Raw genomic sequence first — 18,110 nt, 5'->3', positions numbered from 1 at the left:
GCGATTGATCCTGACAAGATTGATGGCGCTGCGCTAAACATTCGGTCCATCCGCGGACGATTGCAGCGTCATGTCAGACGACGACAATTCACCGATCTCGGCGCGTGAGGCCAAGCGCCTCTTCGCAGGCCTGAAAGGCGCGCGGGGACTGTTGCTCGCGGTCTCCGGCGGGCCCGACTCGGTGGCGCTGATGTGGCTTGCGGCGCGCTGGCATCGCAGCCTCGCACACGGCCCGCGTCTCACCGTCGTCACCATCGACCACGGCTTGCGGCCGGAGGCGGCGCGCGAGGCGCGCGAGGTCAAGCATCTCGCGACCGGGCTTGGCTTGCCGCACCGGACCGTGCGCTGGCGCGGCGCCAAGCCGAAAACGGGACTGCCGGCCGCCGCGCGCGAAGCCCGCTACCGCCTGCTGGTGCAGGCCGCACGTGTCGCCGGCGCGAGCCACGTGCTGACCGCCCACACCCGAGACGACCAGGCCGAGACCCTGTTGATGCGTCTTCTCCGCGGCAGCGGATTAGCCGGGCTGTCGGCGATGGCCCGTCTCACCGAGCGCGACGGCGTCATCCTTGCGCGTCCACTGCTCGACGTTCCGAAGTCGCAGCTGATCGCGACCTTGAAGCGGGCGAAGATCGGCTTTGCCGACGATCCCACCAACCACGACGCTGCCTTCACCCGGCCGCGGCTGCGTGCGCTGCTGCCGCAGCTCGCGGGGGAGGGCGGTGATGCCCGCAGCCTGGCTCGGCTCGCGGCAAGGCTGGCGCGCGCCAATGCGGCCGTCGAGGTGCTGACCGATGGAGCCGAGCGCTTCCTCCGTTTGCGGGATCGCGGCGATGCGCCGCAGGCCGGCGTTCGAAGCTTCGAGGCCCCCGTGTTTGCCGCCCTGCCGGAGGAGGTCCGGCTGCGGATCCTGCTGCGGGCCATCAACGCGTTCGGGCATGAGGGACCAGCGGAACTCGGCAAGGTCGAATCTCTCCTGGCCGTGCTCGATCAGGCCATGGCGGCGGGAAGTACGGCTGCAAATGGCCGGCCGGTGGTGAAGCAGACCCTTGCGGGAGCCTTGATCAGCCTTGCCGGGGGGCGTATCCACATCGCGCCGGCGCCGGCGCGGCGGCGCAAGGGGAGCTAAGCCGCGGACCATGACACCAGCCGTTTCGGCGGCGCGACGTCAGGTCACCTTAACCAGGCGGGAAAAACCCCTGTCCGGGCGCCATTATTTCAGCGGGAATCGCTCTAAGATGGGATAAATAGTCCCATCTCGTTCCCTTGGCAGCGACCGGGGCGGCACCTAAATTGTAATGCGTCTAACCGAGAGGATTCCTTGGGATTTCCTCGTACGGCTTAAAGTAACTGCCCGAGGATCAGGCCGCGATCCGCGCGACCACGAAGGAAGATCGATGAACGCCAATCTGCGCAATTTCGCCCTCTGGGTCATCATTGTCCTGCTGCTGTTGGCGTTGTTCACGCTCTTCCAGAATCCGGGTCAGCGCGCCTCCTCGCAGGACATCGCCTTCTCCCAGCTCTTGAGCGAGGTTGATCGCGGCAATGTGCGCGACGTCGTGATCCAGGGGCCGGACATTCACGGCACCTTCACCAACGGCTCGAGCTTCCAGACCTATGCGCCGAGCGATCCGACGCTCGTGAAGCGCCTCTATGACAGCAAGGTGCAGATCACCGCGAAGCCGCCCGGCGACAACGTGCCGTGGTTCGTCTCGCTGCTGGTCTCCTGGCTGCCCTTCATCGCGCTGATCGGCGTGTGGATCTTCCTGTCGCGGCAGATGCAGGGCGGCGCCGGCAAGGCGATGGGCTTCGGCAAGTCGCGCGCAAAAATGCTGACTGAAGCGCATGGCCGCGTCACCTTCGAGGACGTCGCGGGCGTCGACGAGGCCAAGCAGGACCTGCAGGAGATCGTCGAATTCCTGCGCGACCCCGGCAAATTCCAGCGCCTCGGCGGCCGCATTCCGCGCGGCGTGCTGCTGGTCGGCCCTCCCGGCACCGGCAAGACCCTGATCGCGCGTGCGGTCGCGGGCGAAGCCAACGTGCCGTTCTTCACCATTTCGGGTTCTGACTTCGTCGAGATGTTCGTCGGCGTTGGCGCTTCCCGCGTCCGCGACATGTTCGAGCAGGCCAAAAAGAACGCGCCCTGCATCATCTTCATCGACGAAATCGACGCCGTCGGTCGTCACCGTGGCGCCGGCCTCGGCGGCGGCAATGACGAGCGCGAGCAGACGCTGAACCAGTTGCTGGTCGAGATGGACGGCTTCGAGGCCAACGAGGGCGTGATCCTGATCGCCGCGACCAACCGTCCCGACGTGCTCGACCCCGCGCTGCTGCGTCCCGGCCGCTTCGACCGTCAGGTCGTGGTGCCCAACCCGGACGTCGTCGGCCGCGAGCAGATCCTCAAGGTCCACGTCCGCAAGGTGCCGCTGGCGCCGGATATCAACCTCAAGACCATCGCGCGCGGCACCCCGGGCTTCTCTGGCGCCGACCTGATGAACCTCGTCAACGAAGCTGCGCTCACCGCCGCCCGCCGCAACAAGCGGATGGTGACCCAGGCCGAGTTCGAGGAAGCCAAGGACAAGGTGATGATGGGCGCCGAGCGCAAGTCGCTCGTCATGACCGAGGAAGAGAAGCTTCTGACGGCCTATCACGAGGGCGGCCACGCCATCGTCGGCCTCAACGTCGTTGCGACCGATCCGATCCACAAGGCGACCATCATTCCGCGCGGTCGTGCGCTGGGTATGGTCATGCAGCTGCCCGAGCGCGACAAGCTGTCGATGTCGCTCGAACAGATGACATCGCGCCTTGCCATCATGATGGGTGGCCGCGTCGCCGAAGAGCTGATCTTCGGCCGCGAGAAGGTGACTTCGGGTGCGTCGTCGGACATCGAGCAGGCGACGCGTCTTGCGCGCATGATGGTGACGCGCTGGGGCCTGTCCGAGGCGCTCGGCACCGTGTCCTACGGCGAGAACCAGGACGAGGTTTTCCTGGGCATGTCGGTGTCGCGCACCCAGAACGCATCGGAAGCGACGGTTCAGAAGATCGACACCGAGATCCGGCGCTTCGTCGAAGAAGGCTATAACGAGGCAACGCGTATTCTCACCGAGAAGCGCGCCGATCTTGAAGCTCTCGCCAAGGGCCTGCTCGAATTCGAGACGCTCTCCGGCGACGAGATCATCGACCTGCTCAAGGGCAAGAAGCCGAACCGCGAATCCGTGCTCGAGCCGACCACCCCGCGCGCCTCGGCCGTGCCGCCGGCCGGCAAGTCGCGCCCGCGACCCGATCCGGATCCCGGCCTGGAGCCGCAGCCGCAGGCGTAACCGCGCACGGCAGATTGAATTGAAAAACGCGGCGGAAACGCCGCGTTTTTTGTTGCGTGGTGCTTTTCGAACGTGGGCAACTGAGCATCTCGCGACGAACAGGTATGTGCGCAAAGCCGCCCTTGCGCAGTGCCGACCATCTATGGGCGCCGCCATTGGTGGCACCCTTACCTTTACTCGCTCTCCGACCCCGCGACTCATCGCGATTGGAGTCTGCGATGAAGTCGTGGCATGCTCTTCCCAATTAAGGCGCGGCTCGACCGCGCAGACAAAGGGGAGGGCAAGCCGATGCGCTTTGCGAGGACATTGGGCGCGCTTGGCGCCGTTTCGTTCCTGATAGTCTCATTCCCGTCCGCTCCATCCGCCGCCGCCGAAATGCGCGGCGTCACCGCGACCGAGATCAAGATCGGCCAGACCATGCCCTACAGCGGGCCGGTGTCGGCCTTCGGGGCGCTCGGCAAGGGCGAGGTCGGCTATTTCAAGATGCTGAACGAGAAGGGCGGCATCAACGGCCGCAAGGTCAATCTGATCTCGTTCGACGACAGCTATGCGCCGCCGAAATCAGTCGAGCAGACCCGCAGGCTGGTGGAGAGCGACGAGGTCGCGCTGATCTTCTCCTCGATCGGTACCGCCCACAACACGGCGATCGCGAAATACCTCCAGTCCAGGAACGTGCCGCAGCTCTTCATCGGCTCCGGCGCCTCGAAATTCGCCGACGTCGCACAATATCCGCAGGCAACGATGGGCGTGCAGGCGCCGTTCCGCTACGAAGCGCGGCTCTATGCGCGTTACGCGCTGGCGAAGAATCCGAACGCGAAGTTCGCCGTTATCTCGCAGAACGACGATTACGGCCGCGACTATCTCGCCGGGCTGAAGGACGTGCTCGGCGAGAAATACGATACAGTGGTCACCGGCGCGACCTACGAGATCCAGGACCCGACCATCGATTCCCAGATCGTGAAGCTCAAGGCCTCGGGCGCCGATGTATTCGTGATCGCGGCGACGCCGAAATTCGCGGCGCAAGCGATCCGCAAATCCTTCGAGATTGGCTGGCGGCCGATGACGTTCCTATCCAATGTTGCGGTGTGGGTTTCGACGGTGATGGAGCCTGCGGGACTGGAAGCCGGCACCGGCATCCTCTCCACCGCTTACGTGAAGGACCCCGACGATCCCGCCTGGAAGGACGATTCCGGCGTCAGGGGCTGGCGCGAGTTCATGACCAAATATTTGCCGGAGGCCGACCAGCACGACACCAATTATGTCAACGCCTACAACAGTGCGATGGCGCTGGAGGCTGTGCTGAAAGCCTGCGGCAATGATCTGTCGACCGAGAACATCCTCAAGCAGGCTTTTGCAATTCGCGATCTCGAATTGCCGATGCTGCTGCCCGGCATCAAGGTCAACACCGGCACGACCGACCATGTCCCGGTCGACCAGATGCAGTTCATGCGCTTCAACGGCAAGAGCTGGGATAGATTCGGCGAACTGCAGACGGGCAATTGATGATTAATGAGGGATCGGCTTTTTGATCGGGCCGATGCGAGTCCAGAACTGAGATCATCTCTCCCTACCGATAAGTCCGATCTGCCCGCGAATGCATGTCCTGTCCGCTACTCATCACTTCGGCGTCCCCATCGCCAGCCGCAGATTGGATTCAGGAATGCGGCGACATTGCCGGCTTGCCAGACCCTGCCGGACTGCGCAACGCGCCGAAGACGACGCCAATGAGAGCGACGATGAGGAGCGGCGATAGTCGTCCCGCCGGAATATACACCGCCGGGCTGAGCAACGGCACCATCCAGATGCCGAGCCCGATCAGCCAGTCGCGAAAGCGTGGAGCATCGATCGATGCGGCAAGCCGCAGCACGACGGCGACCGTCAGCAGCGTCGCGTCATAAGGGCCCGAATGCGGGGCCGCCAGCACGGTTGCCGCAAGCAGTACGATCAGCTTGTTGTTGGTGCTGAGCGAGGAGCGAAAGGCCGCGAACGTCGCCGCCGCGCTCGAAAGGATCGCGGCCAGCTGCAGGATGGAGGCCAGCCGCTCCGGCAGGCCCAGCAGCATTGCGCAGGCCCATACGCTGTGACCCCAGATGCGGCCATAGGCGAGCCATTTCGCGTCGGGGCTGACCAGATTGTTGTACGCCTGCGGTATCCACCAAAGCCACAATTCGACGCCAAAAATCATGGCACTTGCAGCCGCCAATGCGAATGCCGAGCATGCAGCAGCGCACAGGCTGCCATAACGGCGCGACCCCACCAGCGCGAAGGCGACGAGCAGGAAGAATTGCGGCTTGAAACTCAGCAGCCCGAGGATTGCCCCGGCCAGGAGTGGTCGCGGTCCGAGCAGCCTGACGCCCGTGACCAGCAGTGCGGCAACGAGAAAAGCGCATTGTCCATCGGCCAGGTTGAGAGATGCCGATGGCGAGACCAGCACGGCCGCGATGATGTAGGGCGTCAGTTGCGGCTGATCGGCCCGGTTGCGAAGCGCCCAGCCCAGGAAGCCTGCGGTCGCGGCCTGGAATGCGACATAGGAGCCGATGAAGCCAAGCGGCGCGAATGGCAGCAGCAGAACGAGGAAGCCGGGCGGATAGAACCATGGACGGAACTCCAGAGGGACCGAGAGCCATGATGCGAACGACTGGTTGAGATAGGCCGTGAACGCGTCACCATCGATGACCAGCGCAAGATTGCCGGCGAGCAACGATCTGATGGCGCCGTAAAACACCATCCAGTCCGTGCCGGGAGCGACGTGGTTCAGCCCGATCCAGCCGGGATGGGTGAAGGTGGAGATCAGGACGCCCCAGCCGAAGAGCGTTGCGATCGAAAACGCTGGCAACATCACGAGGGGAATTCCGATCCAGCGGCGCGATGGACCGGATATCTGCTGTTGAGCGGACGCGCTCACTTGACGGCTTCCCTCGAGGACTCCGCTTCCGGCGTCGCGCCGGCCTCTGTGCCGCCGGTTCGCACGTGGATCACGGCGATGTTGTCGGCGTAGAGCCGCTTCCAGCCCTTGATGTGGTCCAGCACCTGGGCGGCCGGCGCGTCCGCGACCATGAGCGTGGCGTCGATCTTGTACGCGTCGAGGAGCCGCGTCAGGGTGTCGAGCTTCTTGAGCTCCACGGCCTTGAAGACGTCCATGGCGAAGGTTTCGCCGTAGAGCTCGGCGCGGCCGTCAATGAAGACCGGGATGTCGCGCGAGATCAGATAGCCGCCGAACTGGTAGGCGTTGAAGACGCGCTGCGCCTGGCGTTTCTCGAGCAGATCGACGGCGGCAACCGGTGTCTGATCCATCGTGAAGGTGAAGCGGTGATGCGCCATGTAAAGTGAGGTCGAGGTCCAGCCGGCGGCCACGATCATCAGCGCACCGGTTGCGGTGACGTAGCGGGCGGCCCAACTCTCGCCGCCCTGCGTGCCAGGCTGTAGCAGCGCAGTCCGTTCGCCGAGGGGCTTGGCCAGCACCAGCGGTACCAGGAAGGCAAAGGCCTCGATGCTCCTGACGTGGGTGAGCGCCATCCAGGTCAGAAGCAGGATCAGAAGAATACGCGGCGGCGAGAGCGTCAGGCCGCGATACAGCCCGATCGCAATCAGGCCGAACAGCGCGCCTTCGAATGCGTTGAAGGATGCGAAGCTCGCGGGCGACCATTCGGAGATGACCGTCAGCAACTCGCCGAGATTGAGGATGTTGATCGCGCCGAGCAATGTGCGCCAGCCATAGGGCGTGACGCAGCTTGCGGCGAGTGCCGCAACACCGAACAGGAACCAGCGCGACAGCAGCCGGACCTGCTTGCTGGACTCCATGCCCCAGAGCGCCACAAACGACATCGGGCCGATCAGCGCCAGGCCCAGCACGAAGCCGCCATGTAGGTTCGACCACAGCGACATCAGCGGCAGCCAGTACCATGACGGGGCGCCCTTGCGGTCGGCTGCGGCCATCAACACGCCGACCCACGCGATCATCACGGGCAGCGCCAGCATATGCGGCCGCGCCAGAATGTGGTGCAGCGACAGCAAGATCGCGAACATCGCGAACAGGACCGCGCGCGGAATTTCCAGATGGGCCTCGAGCAGGCTGACCAGGATCGCCGCCGACAATGCGACAGCAAGTGCGGTGAGGATCACCGGGCCGGCCCAATCCCATTGCGCGTAGGAGAGAGCGAACAGCACCTGCGACAACCACGAAGTCGAAACCCAGGGCGCCCCCGGCCGCGTGAAGGAATAGAAGTCGGTGTAGGGAAGCGCGTGGTGATCGAGGATCCATTGCCCGATCTTGATCTGCCAGAGCGAGTCGGAGTCCTGAAGCAGCGTGTCGCCGACATACAGGAAGAAGAGATAGGCGCCCGCACCGACGCATAGCGGCACCAGCGCTCGCGCACGACTCTGCACCGTGATGCTGTTGGCAAAGGAAAGGGACATGCCGCCTCGTCGTCCTGGTGTTTTTGTCGTTGTGCCGAGCGATCGACATTGGACCATGGCGGTCATAATTCCGGGTAAACCGGCGGTGCCGGGCCGGCTTGATGTCTCGACAATTTAACGGATCATTTTAGATTTCGGTTTACCATCGGCGAATACACGCAAACCGCTCTGTGTTTCCGCAGTCGAATTAACTGCGGCGCAATTCTTTGCCACTACGTTTGGTTCCATGGTCAAGCGGCGCTGGGAAGCCAAAAAGACCAGATCAGTTGTAGCCTCGTGTACTCATTTGGAGCTCTTTATGAAGAACCTCGTTGCGCGTTTCGCGAAAGATGAATCCGGCGCCACCGCCATTGAATACGGTCTGATCGCCGCCGGCATCGCGCTGGCGATCATCACTGTCATCAACAGCCTGGGCACCACGTTGAACGCCAAGTTCACCTCGATCTCGAGCAGCCTCAAGTAAGGCTGAACTCATCGCGAACTGAGAGAGCTCCGTCATTGACGGGGCTCTTTTTCTTTTGGTCGACGATTTCCGGGTCCGGGACATCGTGAAGCTGTAGCAAGCTTGTAGCACGGCAACGTGTCCGCCTCAGCTCCAAGAGCGCAGGCGGAAACGTTCCCGCTGTCGAGAACATCGAACATTGGAAGTTGCTGATGGGCACAGCGCTACGCGCGGACCCTAGGGTAACTTGCCGCCCGTCATTCCGCGAGGCCGGGCTGCCAGACCGCCGAGCGCGCAGGCGCGGCAAACGTTTGCCGCGCGCGGCCGTGCCATTCGAGATAGAATTTCGCCGCCCAGATCGACGCTGCGGCGACTGCGATTCCGCCGGCGACGTCGATGATGTAGTGCGCGCCGATCACCGGTGTCGCCGCGATCATCAGCAGATTCAGCGCTGCCGCGATGCCGCCGAGGCCGCGCACCGGCCACAGCGCCCACATGTAGAGCACGGCGGATGCGGCGTGGAAGCTCGGAAACGAGACGATGCCGGCGAGGAAGAACAACCGGAGCTCGTGCAGGCTACCGTCGCGAAGCGCGAGGATGTCGCGCAACTGCCCGGCATAGACCGCGGTGTTGATTTCGGGAAAATGCGCGGCGGACAGCTGCAGCCCCCAATAGGTGCCGATCGCGGGCACGACGGCGGAGATCGCGATGGTGACCGCGAGCGCGAGGCTCATCGCGAGCATGAACAATTGCAGCCGCATATAGCGCGCCGTCAGTGCCAGCACGACGGGAATGCCGAGCAGCGGCAGTTTGATCAGCCCGTATCCGCGAGCCAGGCAGTCCGCGAGCCAGGGATGGTCGTTGACGTATCGCGCGATCGGTTCGGGATCGAGGCCGAGTGCACGGTCGATCGTAAGCAGCGCCTGGTCCTGCAGTGGCCAGTTCAGCTTGGCCGCGACATAGCTGAGCGGTCCGACGATGGCGCAGGTGAGAATGATCTGTCCGATCGTTCCGAGCGAAAACAGCAACTTCGGGTCGGCAAGCTCGCCTTTGAGGATGCGGTGGCCATAGGCCAGCGCGAGCAGGAGTGCAGCGACTGCCAGCGTCACGCCGTAGGCGACCGGTTCGAGGCTCAGGCCAGTGAAGGGGAGGCCCAGCGCCAGCAGGCTGCCCATGGCTGCGATGGGAAGCCAGTTCAGGTGGAAGAGCTGCCAGGCGGTCCGGGCGTCCGTGTCGACCATGCTGCACCGAGGTGGGATCGCAATACCGCAGCACAGTCGCGGAGCAGGTTTAAGATGGCGGTAACGATCGTGGTTACCCCTTCACCAAAGCAGTTCGCGAGGTTTTTAGCTGTTTGAGCTCGCGCTTTTTTTTGGCGTGACGCTTCATGCATTTGCACCTTGTCATCCACTCTGAATAGTTGTTCAGTCCTTGCGGGGCGATTTGCGACATCGGTGACGAAGCGTTCGGCCGCAGGGCGTGCGGCCGGCGTGTGGGACAGGAAGCGCGCCATGGTTTATCGGCGGACGCATCAAGTGGTGAAGCGCCTTGCGGCCCGGCGCAGTGCGATACTGGCGGCGGCGCGGGAGGCGGCGGCGGAAGGCGGGATGGCGGCGGTGCAGATTGCGCCGGTCGCGGTTCGCGCCAGCGTCGCTGCGGGTACGGTCTACCGCTACTTCCCCTCCAAGGCCGATTTGATCTCCGAATTGATCGCCGAAGTCTCCCGCGACGAGCTCACGGCGATCCGGCGAGCCGCCGATGCGGCGCCGGGGCCGTCCTCGGCGCTGGCGGCGGCGGTGACCACCGTAGCGGTCCATACCCTGTCGCAGCGCAGGCTCGCCTGGGGCATCCTGGCCGAGCCGGTCGATGTCGATGTCAGCGCTTCACGCCTCGCCAGCCGGCGCGAGATCGCGGGTGAGATGGCCTCGCGCATCGACGCCGCCGTGCGCGCCGGCCACCTGCCGGCGCAGGACACCGCGCTCGCCGCCACCGCGCTGCTCGGCGCCTTGCACGAAGCCCTGGTCGGACCGCTTGCGCCGGATAATCTCGAAGATCCCGCCAGGATGCGCGATGCCGTGCAGACCGTGACGTTGCTGGCGCTCCGCGCGGTCGGCGTCATGGACGCCCGCGCCAGGGGTCTCGTTGTGCAGCAGACGCTGTTGCCGACCGCGAAAGCGCTGGTTGGGGCCTAAAACGTCCGCCTGATCGACCGAGGGACCCGATCGCGCCCAGGCCATTGCCCGAATTCGCCTTTGCGAAAAACCCCAGCACATTCGCCGGACCAGCCTGCTACTGTGCATGGGGTTGTTTTCGACATTTTTTGTTTGCCGCGTGCTGGCGAACCTAGATATTCGCTTCCCCCTCGGGGCCGACCGAGGCGATGCGCACCATGTTGGTGGTGCCGGGGATGCCGAGCGGCACGCCGGCGACGATGATCACGCGTTGGCCGGCCCGGACGAAGCCATCGCGGAACGCGATCTGGCCGGCGCGGCTCACCATGTCGTCCTGGTCGCGCGCATCCTCCGCCACCACGCAATGCACGCCCCAAACGACCGACAGTCGGCGTCCCGCCGCGACGTTCGGCGTGATCGCCACGATCGGCGGCTTCGGCCGCTCGCGCGCCACGCGCACGGCGGTCGATCCCGAGCTGGTCCAGCAGATCAGGGCCGGCAGGTCGAGCGTCTCGGCGATCTGCCGCGCGGCGTCCGCGATGGCATCGCCGGCGGTGGCTTCCGGCGCGGGGCGCTGTGCGGTGATGACGGAGCGATAGATCGGGTCGCGCTCGACCTCCTCGCCGATGCGGTTCATGGTCGAGACGGCCTCGACCGGGAATTTGCCGGCCGCCGATTCCGCCGACAGCATGATGGCGTCGGCGCCTTCGTAGACGGCGGTGGCGACGTCGGAAACCTCGGCGCGGGTCGGCACCGGCGACTGGATCATCGATTCCAGCATCTGGGTCGCGATCACCACCGGCTTGCCGGCGCGCCGCGCCATGCGCGTCATCTGCTTCTGCAGGCTCGGCACGCGTTCCAGCGGCAGCTCGACGCCGAGGTCGCCGCGCGCCACCATCAGGGCGTCGGAGGCGTCGATGATGTCGGCGAGGCGATCGATCGCCTGCGGCTTCTCGATCTTGGCCATCACCGCGGCGCGGCCGCGGATCATCTTCTTGGCCTCGAGCACGTCATCCGCGCGCTGCACGAAGGACAGCGCGATCCAGTCGACGCCGGTGACCAGCGCCGCTTCGAGGTCGGCGCGGTCCTTCGGCGTCATTGCCGAGACCGGCAGGTCGGTGTCCGGCAGGCTGACGCCCTTGCGGTCGGACATCCGGCCGCCGACCACGACGCGCGTCACCGCGTGGTCTTTCGAGGTCTCCTCGGCGATCAGGCGCACCTTGCCGTCGTCGAGCAGCAGCGAATGGCCCGGACGCAGCGCGGCCAGGATCTCCGGATGCGGGAGTTGGACGCGGGTTGTGTCACCCGGTGCCTTGTCCGAATCGAGCGTGAAGGTCTGGCCGTTCTGGAGTTGGACCGCGCCTTCGGCGAAGGCACCGAGCCGGAGCTTTGGTCCCTGGAGATCGACCAGAATGCCGATCGGTCTGCCGTAGCTGCTCTCGACGTTGCGGATCGTCGCCACCAGCTCCCGCATCTTGTCATGCGGGGTGTGGCTCATGTTGATGCGGAACAGGTCGGCGCCGGCCTCGAACAGGCGGCGGATCATCGCAAGGTCCGAAGAGGCGGGTCCAAGCGTCGCGAGAATCTTGATACGGCGAAGACGCCTCATGGCTTATTTCCAGACGGGGGCGAGGGAGCGGGCGGGAGGCCAGGCGCGGCGGGGGGCGTACCACCGGGCGGGCCATTGGGCAAACCGGGAACCCCCGGGCCAACCGGGCCGGGCATTCCCGGCACGCGCTGCTGTTTTGACGGCTGCTCGTTGGCATCGGTGAGCTGCACCGTCCAGGCCCGCTGCTCGCCGGTATCGACCTCGAAATAGCCGGTGCGGTCATAGCCCCGTGCAAGGCAATCCTCGGTGCCGCGGATGGTGAACTCCTTGTCGCGCGAGCACATGAAGGCCTGGCCCGACCATTCGCCGCCGCGGTCATAGTCGATGGCGTAGATGTAATAGAAGCGGGCCACCAAGGTTCCCCGCAGCAGGGTCTCGCAGGAACGGGACGAGATGTTCCACCAGCCTTCGGTGGTCCAGCCCTCGGCATCCTTGTAGCCAAGCGCGATGCCGACCCGGCTCGATGTGTTGTTGCAAAGCCGGAAATCGGCGGAGGCCGGGCTGGCCCAGAGGCACAGCAGGCCAACCACCAGCACCGGGACCAACCGGGCGAGCAGGCGAAAGGGGGAGCGGGGAGATTCGGCGATCATTGTCGCGGAAGCTATATCAGATCATTGACGATTTGGCGTAGGGCCCGGGAACTGCCCCGAAGCCGGCTTCGGGCCCGTTTGCGCCGCGATATGGCAAAATCTGTGACAGGCCCCACCTGATCTCGTAAGGGTGACCCCATCCAGGTCACAGCCAATTTCGCAAAGCCGAGGGATCCAGCCATGGCAATCGACGACAAAACCAGAACGGAACTCGAGGCTGCCGCTTTCCGGCGCCTGGTCGATCATTTGAAGACGCGGACAGACGTCCAGAATATCGACCTGATGAACCTCGCAGGCTTCTGCCGCAACTGCCTGTCGAACTGGCTTAAGGACGCCGCCGACGCCCAAGGCGTCGCCTTGAGCAAGGACGAGAGCCGGGAAGCCGTCTATGGCATGCCCTACGAGGCGTGGAAGTCGAAATACCAGGGCGCGGCCACGCCTGAGCAGCTCGATGCCATGAAGAAGGTTCATCCGGGGCACTGAACGGCCGCGCCGGCAGCCCGAGATGCGCTGCCCCTGAGTCGCATCACACAACAGCTTTCTTCGACCCGCCGCAGGAAGGTGTGGGCGCGCTGTGGACGAGCGCGATGCTGCCTTGAACGCGAGAGGTCCGAACCCTAAGGGTCTAACCAGCACGCGCGGTGAGGATGCCGGCGTCACCTCGTTTTGCCAGTTCCATTGGGAGTACCAAGATGGCCACCTCCGCCGCCGTCCGCGACGACGAGCCCGCGACGAAATTTGCCAAGGACCAACTCAAGTCCATCATCGAGCGCATTGAGCGGCTGGAGGAAGAGAAGAAGGCGATCTCCGACGACATCCGCGACGTCTTCGCCGAGGCCAAGGGCAACGGCTACGACGTCAAGGCACTGCGCACCATCGTGCGCATGCGCAAGCAGGACCCGAACGAGCGCGCCGAGGCCGAGACGATTCTCGAGACCTACATGCAGGCGCTGGGGATGATCTGAGCCCGGTGTCGTGTCCTGGCGAAGGCCAGGACCCATTATCCCAGGGAGCAGTTTGGCGAAAATTCGTCGCTTGGTATCCGTACCGCGTGAGCCAGATGGATCACGCGGTACGGATCCTGGCTTTCGCCAGGACGACGACAGAGATTTTGGTAACGGCGCGGCTTATCAGCCTCAGCGCAGCGAAGCCGTCCGCATGACGAAGGACGTTGTCTCGAGCTTGGCGGTGGCGGTGCCCGAGAAACTGTCGCAGGACAGGCCCTGCATCGGATCGTCGGCAAAGCCCATGGCGACCACGGATTGCGGCTTGACGAAGTAGGCGCGCATTGCGGCCGTGTCGAGCTCGCCCATCAGCGTGACCGACATCGCGCGGCTGGCGCTCGGCGACAGCATCACGATCTTGAGCCAGATGCTTTCGCCCTTGGCTGCGGAGAGCCGGGTCGCGGTTGCGACCATGCCGTCGACGCGCTTGCCGACCACCGTGTTGATCTCGGTCGCGGGTGCAAGGTTACGCGACGCGGCGGTGGGACGTGCGGAGCGCGGGATCGGCGCGGAGGCGGCGACGACATTGGCGCGGTCGACCGGGGAGGCGGACGCCGGCGCGTAGGCCAGGGCCTGATAGGCGGCGCTGGACACGCTCGCGGTCGGCTGCGGATCGGTGGCGGCGGCAAGCGCCTGGCGCGCCTTCAGCGCAGCCACTTGAGCTGGCGTCGCCTGCTGCGGCGCAGCCGGGGCATCCCAGAAGCCACGGGCATTGATGATATCGGCGGGAGTCTCGGGCTTGGCGTCAGCGGATTTGCCGGCGGCCGGTTTGTCAGCCACGGATGCCGGCTTCGACTTGGGCAGCGCGACGATCTGCGCATCGGCCGAGGCGAGCTGAATTGTCGCTGCGACTGACGGCTTGGCGCGCGGCGTCGGCACCGGATCGGCCGGCTTGGTCGCGGCGGCGACCACGGTCGGCGCGACAGGCTTCGCGGCCGGAGCGGGCGCGCCCTCGTCATCCTCGTCGTTGCTCGTGGCGGCCGGAGCCGGCTTGCCCTTGAACAGGCTGGCAAAGAAATTCGACTTGTTGCCGGAATCCTCGCCGCTGCCGCGCCGCTCGATCTCGGCCTTGGCAAGCTCATAGCCCTTCAGCGGCGTGCCGTCGGTCGGAACATGGACGGTGCGTCCGTCCGGGAAGACCCTGGCGAGCTGGTCATGCGTCATGCGCGGCCAGTGCCGGATGCTGCCGGTGTCCAGATGCACGAAGGGCGAGCCTGAGGTCGGGTAGAAGCCGACGCCGCCGCGCTGGAGGCGCAGGCCGGCGAAGCGGATCTGCTCCAGCGGCACGTTCGGGATGTAGAAGTCCATCGCATGCCCCAGCATGTGCTGGCTGAAGCGCGCCACGCCGGCGGAGCGGCGGCGGAGCATGGCGTTGGTGGCGGGCGAGCGGTAGGAGGAGATGATCTGGATCGGCTGCTTGGCATCGACGTCGCGATAGACTTCCCAGAGGATGTCGAACAGGTGACGGTCCATGACCGTCTCGTCCTGGGTACGCCAGTCGCGCAGGAAGTGGTTGAGCTGCTTCAGCGCCGTTTCGTCGTAGCGTCCGTCACGCTTGAAGGTGACGGTGAGGTCTTCGCCGGAATGGGTGTGGTGGAAGGAGAGCGTCTTGGTCTCGTTGAGCGCGGCGGCGTCATGAACTGAACCCGCGGCAGCAAGCAGCAATACGGCAGCGAGGCCGATCCTGGAACCGGCCTTCACTCCCGCATGGGACAACGACAGCACAGCGAATTGGCGTGCGATTCCAGTCAGCACGTTAGAGCCCACCCAGTCGACGAGCGTTCAAAATGGACTCTCCCGCTAACCCCGTTAGCGCGCGAAAGAGGATGAACGCTTTGTTAAAGCGAGAAGGTTAATTCGAGGTTGACCTTCCCGCCCCCAAACCAAGTCAGATCGCGAACCTAACCGGGTGAGTGTGGCAAAAAAACGCCCGCTGCCCGAGGTCAGGTGGAGAATGGTTAACGTTAAGCGACCCCATCCATAGGATGAGACCGCTGATTTTATTGCACAATTTCAGGAAATCAGGCTTCAGAGCGGGCCTAGCTCAGCGGGTGAACACCCGCTGCTGCTGCGGACGGCGGCCGACCGGTGCCGGCGGCGGGGTCGGCGCTCCGAACAGCCGCTCGAAGAAGTTCGGGCCGGACGAGCCGCCATTGTTGGCCGCCAGCACGCCGTTCGGCAGCGTCGTTGCCGGGCGTGAATAGCTCGGCTGGGAGTGCGCGACGACGTTCTCGAGGTCCTTGCCGCGGCCGTTCTTCAGGATGTTGATCATGGTCGCGTCGCGGCCATAGACGTCCTTGCGGAATTGCAGCTTGCCGCCCTCGTCCACGAATGCGGTCTGATAGGTGATGTTGACCGGGATCGGGGTCGGGAATTTCAGGTCGATCTCGCTCTTGCCGTACATGCTGCGCACGCGCTCCGGCGTGTACTTCTCGTTCGGCATCGCGATGTTGAGCAGCACCGAGGCGTACTGATCCGGGTTCTGCACGCGCATGCAGCCGTGGCTGAAGGCGCGTTCGTCCCGGGCGAACAGGTTCTTGTCCGGCGTGTCGTGCTGATAGACCAGGAACTTGTTCGGGAAATTGAAGCGGATGCGGCCGAGCGCATTGGCTTCACCGGGCGGCTGCGAGATGTGGACCGAACCATCGCGGTTCTGCTCGAGCTTGAGGCCCATGCGCTGGAGCACGGTCGGGTCCTGCTGAAGCGCCGGCAAGTATTCGTTGTAGACGATCGACGGCGGCACGTTCCAGGTCGGATTGACCGTGATGTACTTCATCGTCTCGGTGAGCAGCGGGGTCGCATGTGTGCCGGGCTTGCCGGTGACGACGCGGGTGGTCCAGACCTGCTGGCCGCGCTGCATCACCTTCAACGTGTAGTCGGGAATGTTGAGGATGACATAGGCATCGCCCAGCGAGGGCACGCCCAGGTCGCGCGGCAGCCAGCGCCAGCGCTCCATGTTCACCAGCACCACGTCGATCTGCTTGTCGCGCTTCGGGGTGTTGATCGCCTTGACCGTCTTGTCGTCGAGGATGCCGGTCGCCTTGAGCTCGGCGCTGTTCTGGAATTTGCGCACGGCTTCTGCGACTGCCGCGTCATAGCGAGTATCGTTGGCATTCTCGGCGATGCCAAGCTTGGCCCGCAGCTGCGGCACGCGCGGATCTTCAACGACGATTTCAGCCTGCTTCTTGCCGGCCGGCGTGTATTTCAGCGTTGGACCATCGGCGATCTCGATCACCGGGCCGTTGCCCTGGCCGCGGAGCTCCGCGAGCTTCGCCTTCAGCTCCTTGTAGAGCTTCTGCGGCGGATTGTAGCTGTCGAGCGCCGCGGAGGCGTCCGCTGCGGTCGTGACCTTGGCGAGCACCTCGTTCGGATCGACCGGATGCTCGGGGTAGAGGATGTCGCCGCTGACCTGCGACCAGTGCATGCGGCCGCTCTGGGCCTGACGCGCATAGTCGAACATGCTGGCGGTGAGCTTGAGCTCGGCATTGGCGAGCGCATCGGGTGTCGTGGCGGCTGCGAAGTCCGGCAGCGGGTAATCGGCGGGATTGAGACCGTCGGACGCCGCGTCCTTCAGCCGTGCGATCACGCCCTTGGCCGCAGTGGTCAGGCTGCCGGCCTGGGTCCAGACCGGTGCGAAGTCGCGTGCGCCGTAAAACTTCTCGATCGCCGCGCGTTCGTTCTTACGGTCGAAATAGCGCGAAGCGTTGGCGCCGATGATGTCCTTGAGCTTGTCGGCGACCGGCTGGTCGGCCGCGGGAACGTTGCTCGCGGCCTTCACCGGCTCCGAGGCCGGAGCAGCAGCGGTGGCGGGCGCGGCCGGCGTTGGGGTCGCCGTGTCGGCCTTGGCAGGTTCGGACTTGGCAGGCTCAGTCTTCGCCGTCTCGCTCTTCGTCGCCTCGGCGGCGGGCGTGGTGGCGACGTCGGAAGGCTTGGTCTCGACCTTGTCCGGCGCGGGAGCGGCTTCGGCCTTCACGGGTTCCTTGACCGGCTCCTTTGCCGAGTCCTGAACCGTGGCGGTGGTGTCGAGCTTGATGTCGGATGCGGTCGGGGGCGGGACGTTTGCGGGTTCGGGGCGCGGGATCGCAGCTTCGATCGCGAGCTCGGCAGCGCTGCTGCGCGCCTGATCCTGCGCCAGGGCTGAGCTGGCCGATACCGTGAGGAAGGTCGCCGCGACCGTCATCAAGACACGGTCAAAGCCTGCACGGTGGTTCAAACAGTCACGCATTGTGTCGCACCCCTCGGGTGAACTGTCCCCCGTGGAACAGCTTCGTTATCGCCTATTGAGTTTCGGCTAAACCGCGCCGGCCTCTCGAAAGTTGCACGCCTGCACGCAACGATTCCTACGCAGACGATATACAGGCCCCGATTTCGCGGCCAGCGCTACCCGGGACAACTCACGACAAACTGACTTCAAGCAAGCCGCTTGGCAACGGATTGTGCGCTTCTGCCACGCGCTTTTCCCTGTGTCTGTCACTTCCAGGTCACGGTTCAGATCGCAGTCGAATTCCGTCGTCATGCGAATGGCTTACAGTCGTCTCGCGGCGCCCGGACGAACCTTCGT

At 64.7% G+C, this 18,110-nt stretch carries 14 protein-coding genes; 7 read left to right on the top strand and 7 right to left on the bottom strand.

From position 1 onward, the window contains the following. Nucleotides 1–70: 70 nt before the first annotated feature. From tilS to BRA1253DRAFT_RS17075, 3 genes are all read left to right on the top strand, one after another. Nucleotides 71–1,126 (top strand): tRNA lysidine(34) synthetase TilS, encoded by a 1,056-nt coding sequence (gene tilS / locus BRA1253DRAFT_RS17085; RefSeq protein ID WP_007596302.1) that lies wholly within the window; start codon nt 71–73, stop codon nt 1,124–1,126. 268 nt (nt 1,127–1,394) lie between these two features. Next, on the top strand, nt 1,395–3,317 hold the full coding sequence (gene ftsH / locus BRA1253DRAFT_RS17080) for an ATP-dependent zinc metalloprotease FtsH (RefSeq protein ID WP_007596301.1): 1,923 nt from the start codon (nt 1,395–1,397) through the stop codon (nt 3,315–3,317). 288 nt (nt 3,318–3,605) lie between these two features. After that, nucleotides 3,606–4,820 carry an ABC transporter substrate-binding protein gene (locus BRA1253DRAFT_RS17075; protein WP_007596300.1) on the top strand — a complete coding sequence of 405 codons (1,215 nt, stop codon included), beginning with the start codon at nt 3,606–3,608 and terminating at the stop codon, nt 4,818–4,820. Nucleotides 4,821–4,971: 151 nt separating this feature from the next. Here the strand turns inward: BRA1253DRAFT_RS17075 and BRA1253DRAFT_RS17070 are convergent, their stop codons facing one another. Further along, entirely contained in the window at nt 4,972–6,222 is a 1,251-nt protein-coding gene (locus BRA1253DRAFT_RS17070; RefSeq protein WP_245285937.1) for a glycosyltransferase family 87 protein, read from the bottom strand. After that, nucleotides 6,219–7,733 (bottom strand): hypothetical protein, encoded by a 1,515-nt coding sequence (locus BRA1253DRAFT_RS17065; RefSeq protein WP_007596298.1) that lies wholly within the window; start codon nt 7,731–7,733, stop codon nt 6,219–6,221. Before BRA1253DRAFT_RS17065 ends, BRA1253DRAFT_RS17070 begins: the two co-directional genes overlap by 4 nt. 298 nt (nt 7,734–8,031) lie before the next feature. Here BRA1253DRAFT_RS17065 and BRA1253DRAFT_RS17060 point away from each other — a divergent pair, with 298 nt between their 5' ends. Next, nucleotides 8,032–8,196, top strand: a complete 165-nt coding sequence (locus BRA1253DRAFT_RS17060; protein ID WP_007596297.1) for a Flp family type IVb pilin — start codon at nt 8,032–8,034, stop codon at nt 8,194–8,196. A gap of 236 nt (nt 8,197–8,432) precedes the next feature. Here the strand turns inward: BRA1253DRAFT_RS17060 and BRA1253DRAFT_RS17055 are convergent, their stop codons facing one another. Continuing rightward, nucleotides 8,433–9,416: a phosphatase PAP2 family protein gene (locus BRA1253DRAFT_RS17055; RefSeq protein ID WP_007596296.1), complete on the bottom strand. Its 984-nt coding sequence runs from the start codon at nt 9,414–9,416 to the stop codon at nt 8,433–8,435. 270 nt (nt 9,417–9,686) lie between these two features. Here BRA1253DRAFT_RS17055 and BRA1253DRAFT_RS17050 point away from each other — a divergent pair, with 270 nt between their 5' ends. Beyond that, the gene (locus tag BRA1253DRAFT_RS17050) at nt 9,687–10,367 is read left to right on the top strand and encodes a TetR/AcrR family transcriptional regulator (protein WP_007596290.1); all 681 of its coding nucleotides are present in this window, start codon (nt 9,687–9,689) and stop codon (nt 10,365–10,367) included. Nucleotides 10,368–10,518: 151 nt separating this feature from the next. Here BRA1253DRAFT_RS17050 and pyk read toward each other — a convergent pair whose 3' ends face one another. Then, nucleotides 10,519–11,955 (bottom strand): pyruvate kinase, encoded by a 1,437-nt coding sequence (gene pyk / locus BRA1253DRAFT_RS17045; protein ID WP_007596289.1) that lies wholly within the window; start codon nt 11,953–11,955, stop codon nt 10,519–10,521. Further along, entirely contained in the window at nt 11,952–12,545 is a 594-nt protein-coding gene (locus tag BRA1253DRAFT_RS17040; protein ID WP_007596288.1) for a DUF1036 domain-containing protein, read from the bottom strand. Before BRA1253DRAFT_RS17040 ends, pyk begins: the two co-directional genes overlap by 4 nt. 180 nt (nt 12,546–12,725) lie before the next feature. Between BRA1253DRAFT_RS17040 and BRA1253DRAFT_RS17035 the strand changes: the two genes are divergently transcribed. Together BRA1253DRAFT_RS17035 and BRA1253DRAFT_RS17030 are read left to right on the top strand one after the other, a co-directional pair. Continuing rightward, nucleotides 12,726–13,028 (top strand): DUF1244 domain-containing protein, encoded by a 303-nt coding sequence (locus tag BRA1253DRAFT_RS17035; RefSeq protein ID WP_007596287.1) that lies wholly within the window; start codon nt 12,726–12,728, stop codon nt 13,026–13,028. Between the two features lie 209 nt (nt 13,029–13,237). Further along, nucleotides 13,238–13,510, top strand: coding sequence for a DUF2312 domain-containing protein (locus BRA1253DRAFT_RS17030; RefSeq protein WP_007596286.1), 273 nt, complete (start codon nt 13,238–13,240; stop codon nt 13,508–13,510). Nucleotides 13,511–13,681: 171 nt separating this feature from the next. Here BRA1253DRAFT_RS17030 and BRA1253DRAFT_RS17025 read toward each other — a convergent pair whose 3' ends face one another. Continuing rightward, a complete protein-coding gene (locus BRA1253DRAFT_RS17025) occupies nt 13,682–15,304 on the bottom strand; it encodes a DUF882 domain-containing protein (RefSeq protein ID WP_007596285.1) in 1,623 nt (540 codons plus the stop codon). A 289-nt stretch (nt 15,305–15,593) separates the two neighbouring features. Beyond that, nucleotides 15,594–17,774 (bottom strand): L,D-transpeptidase family protein, encoded by a 2,181-nt coding sequence (locus BRA1253DRAFT_RS17020; protein ID WP_007596284.1) that lies wholly within the window; start codon nt 17,772–17,774, stop codon nt 15,594–15,596. Nucleotides 17,775–18,110: the final 336 nt, after the last annotated feature.

It is taken from the genome of Bradyrhizobium sp. WSM1253, assembly GCF_000244935.1.
GTDB lineage: Bacteria > Pseudomonadota > Alphaproteobacteria > Rhizobiales > Xanthobacteraceae > Bradyrhizobium > Bradyrhizobium canariense.
Note: the sequence above shows the minus strand (reverse complement) of the source record. Positions and strands in the feature narration are given on the sequence as shown.

Excerpts from the sequence above, each read along its gene's own strand:
- tilS (WP_007596302.1), top strand. The coding sequence starts at position 71 with ATGTCAGACGACGACAATTCACCGATCTCGGCGCGTGAGGCCAAGCGC.
- ftsH (WP_007596301.1), top strand. The coding sequence starts at position 1,395 with ATGAACGCCAATCTGCGCAATTTCGCCCTCTGGGTCATCATTGTCCTG.
- BRA1253DRAFT_RS17075 (WP_007596300.1), top strand. The coding sequence starts at position 3,606 with ATGCGCTTTGCGAGGACATTGGGCGCGCTTGGCGCCGTTTCGTTCCTG.
- BRA1253DRAFT_RS17065 (WP_007596298.1), bottom strand. The coding sequence starts at position 7,733 with ATGTCCCTTTCCTTTGCCAACAGCATCACGGTGCAGAGTCGTGCGCGA.
- BRA1253DRAFT_RS17060 (WP_007596297.1), top strand. The coding sequence starts at position 8,032 with ATGAAGAACCTCGTTGCGCGTTTCGCGAAAGATGAATCCGGCGCCACC.
- BRA1253DRAFT_RS17055 (WP_007596296.1), bottom strand. The coding sequence starts at position 9,416 with ATGGTCGACACGGACGCCCGGACCGCCTGGCAGCTCTTCCACCTGAAC.
- BRA1253DRAFT_RS17050 (WP_007596290.1), top strand. The coding sequence starts at position 9,687 with ATGGTTTATCGGCGGACGCATCAAGTGGTGAAGCGCCTTGCGGCCCGG.
- pyk (WP_007596289.1), bottom strand. The coding sequence starts at position 11,955 with ATGAGGCGTCTTCGCCGTATCAAGATTCTCGCGACGCTTGGACCCGCC.
- BRA1253DRAFT_RS17040 (WP_007596288.1), bottom strand. The coding sequence starts at position 12,545 with ATGATCGCCGAATCTCCCCGCTCCCCCTTTCGCCTGCTCGCCCGGTTG.
- BRA1253DRAFT_RS17035 (WP_007596287.1), top strand. The coding sequence starts at position 12,726 with ATGGCAATCGACGACAAAACCAGAACGGAACTCGAGGCTGCCGCTTTC.
- BRA1253DRAFT_RS17030 (WP_007596286.1), top strand. The coding sequence starts at position 13,238 with ATGGCCACCTCCGCCGCCGTCCGCGACGACGAGCCCGCGACGAAATTT.
- BRA1253DRAFT_RS17020 (WP_007596284.1), bottom strand. The coding sequence starts at position 17,774 with ATGCGTGACTGTTTGAACCACCGTGCAGGCTTTGACCGTGTCTTGATG.